We start from the raw sequence: 2,336 nt of genomic DNA, 5'->3' as shown, positions 1-2,336 counted from the left end.
TGGGTAAACGAGGGTATTATTCATTATCCTAAAGCAAAATCATTGTTGATCCTTTGCGATGGTGGAGGGAGTAACAGCTCACGGCACTACATTTTTAAAGAAGATTTACAAAAGACTGCGAATGCACTTGGATTGGAAATTAGGATTGCCCACTATCCTCCTTATACCTCCAAGTATAATCCCATTGAACATCGTTTTTTTCCTCATGTGACTCGTGCTTGTGAAGGTGTTGTATTTGGCTCGGTTGAAACAGTTAAAACATTGATTTCTAGAACATCAACGTCAAAAGGACTAACAACAATTGTTCACATACTCGACAAAATATACGAGACAGGACGAAAATATGCCGCTGACTTCAAAGAAATAATGCCGATTGTATTTGATACACATTTACCAAAATGGAATTACCGTGCAATTCCTCAAGAATAATTAATATCGGGAAGTTGTTTCGTGCTTATTCCTTAGACCCGTTAATGCTTGTTTATCATCCTGTAAAAATGACCAGCGTGGCGCATCAACACGAGGAAAAAAACAAACATAACAACCATCAAGGGAGCTGCCTGAGCTAACATTTTCCCCGCTGTTTTTAATGCCGCAATATTCCCCAGGCTGCTACTATTAATTGAAATCAGGGTAGCTAGCAAACTGACACAAACTAATAATGTATAGCCTGCCATCAGGATATTTTGCAGATACAAAAACTGCGAAGCGGCAACTATAAAGGCTAGATAAGTGATTAAGTAAATATCGCGCTGGTTTCTTATCTCCAGTAATTTCAATCCTAATGCAACGATAAATACGGCTGTGCCCGCATCTCGGCCGAATACCCCTTGGTGCATTATCACCAGCAAGCTAATACCACTCAATAACAGCAGGAACACCAGTAATTGGTTTGGTAAATAAGCAGGATACCAGACACCGATAAAGCGCCAGATTAATAAAACGGAAAAAAAAGAAAAAATGGGAACTGGCACATGAAACGCATGCGGTAACGTGATTAAACCGATAGAGGTCAATAGAAACAGAATAGTGCGTTGATTTATTGTTGGCTCCATAAACTACTCGTCCTTTAACTGCTTTATCCTATAACTGCCTTGATTGGCTAGGCCCAGCTTTTCAGCCAGAAAAGGCAAGGCCTGCTGCATCTCTACCTGCAGAGTCCATGGCGGGTTAACTATGATCATGCCGCTAGCAGTCATGCCCTGCTCGTCACTATCCGCCAATTGAGCCAATTCGAAAAGTTGAACATTACGTAATGAACTCGCCACTATTTTTTGCTCTAATTCATCAATACGCTGCCTTTGTACCACAGGATACCAAAGCGCATAGGTACCCGTGGCAAAGCGTCGGTGTAACTGCATTATCGTCTCAAGTACCTGCTTATATTCTGTTTTTATTTCATAGGAAGGGTCTATTAATACCAAGCCTCGACGCTGTTGCGGAGGCATAATAGAGAGGCTCTTGTCAAAGCCATTCTGATGCAATATCTGCACCCGCTTATCTTTGTTTACCGATGCACGCAATCTATCAATCTCGGTATTATGCAATTCATATAAAAACAAACGATCCTGCTGACGCATTAAGTGCCGGGCAATCATTGGCGAGCCAGGATATTGGTTCAAAGTCTTTTCTATATTAAAAGCTTTTACCACATTAATATAAGCAGCAATTGCTGGCGGCAAATCATCCGTTTGCCATAACTTTGCAATACCTTGCTGGTATTCCCCGGTTTTTTCGGCTTGTTCACTGTTTAATGAATAACTGCCAGCGCCAGCATGGGTGTCTACATAACAAAAGGGCTTGTGCTTCTTTTTTAGATGCTCAAGAATATGAATTAAAACGCTATGCTTTAAAACATCGGCAAAATTACCTGCATGATATGAGTGTTGATAACTAAGCATAAATTAATTATTTAAAAGTTCAAGTGGGGCAGGCTTTAGTCAGCACTACCCAGTTTAGAATAGCGAACTAAGGAGCCTGTGAAAGCATCAACATAATCCCCCTCCTGAGTTAGGAGCGGGGAGTCGCTATTTTTGCGAAAGCTTGTTTTGGGCATCCCAGCCCAAGCAAGCGGCAAAAACTTAACGCGACCGCTAATGCCTTCGGCGTCCCAGACGTCCTGCGTACGTGCCACTTCGCCACTACCATCGTAAACTCGGTGCTGGCTTCGTAACACTCCCTCAAATGACTGGACGGCGTTTCGGAATGCCTTTTATTTTGTCTCCACCTACGCTAGCGCTACGATTCCGACAAAACAGCGGCCCTACGCCTTCTGGGGACTACCAGCCCTCGCGTTCGCTCTCCATGGCTGGCAGCGAAAGCAATCCACTGCGTGC

General features: G+C 43.0%; 4 protein-coding genes. 1 reads left to right on the top strand and 3 read right to left on the bottom strand.

Annotated elements, in window-relative coordinates; translation table 11 throughout:
- Window positions 1-429 (top strand): ISAzo13-like element transposase-related protein (locus tag CDZ78_RS19665; protein WP_444979221.1); only part of this gene is annotated, 429 nt, incomplete at its 5' end.
- 41 nt (window positions 430-470) lie between these two features.
- Here the strand turns inward: CDZ78_RS19665 and CDZ78_RS19660 are convergent.
- The 3 genes from CDZ78_RS19660 to CDZ78_RS19650 are packed head-to-tail and all read right to left on the bottom strand — an operon-like array spanning window position 471 to window position 2,176.
- The gene (locus CDZ78_RS19660) at window positions 471-1,055 is read right to left on the bottom strand and encodes a TgpA N-terminal domain-containing protein (protein WP_087871475.1); all 585 of its coding nucleotides are present in this window, start codon (window positions 1,053-1,055) and stop codon (window positions 471-473) included.
- Between the two features lie 3 nt (window positions 1,056-1,058).
- Window positions 1,059-1,901 (bottom strand): 23S rRNA (adenine(2030)-N(6))-methyltransferase RlmJ, encoded by an 843-nt coding sequence (locus CDZ78_RS19655; protein WP_087871474.1) that lies wholly within the window; start codon window positions 1,899-1,901, stop codon window positions 1,059-1,061.
- Between the two features lie 35 nt (window positions 1,902-1,936).
- Entirely contained in the window at window positions 1,937-2,176 is a 240-nt protein-coding gene (locus tag CDZ78_RS19650) for a hypothetical protein (RefSeq protein WP_087871473.1), read from the bottom strand.
- Between the last annotated feature and the right edge of the window lie 160 nt (window positions 2,177-2,336).

Origin of the sequence: Bathymodiolus platifrons methanotrophic gill symbiont, assembly GCF_002189065.1 — a bacterium.
GTDB lineage: Bacteria > Pseudomonadota > Gammaproteobacteria > Methylococcales > Methylomonadaceae > Methyloprofundus.
This window is presented reverse-complemented; position numbering and strand designations above follow the sequence as displayed.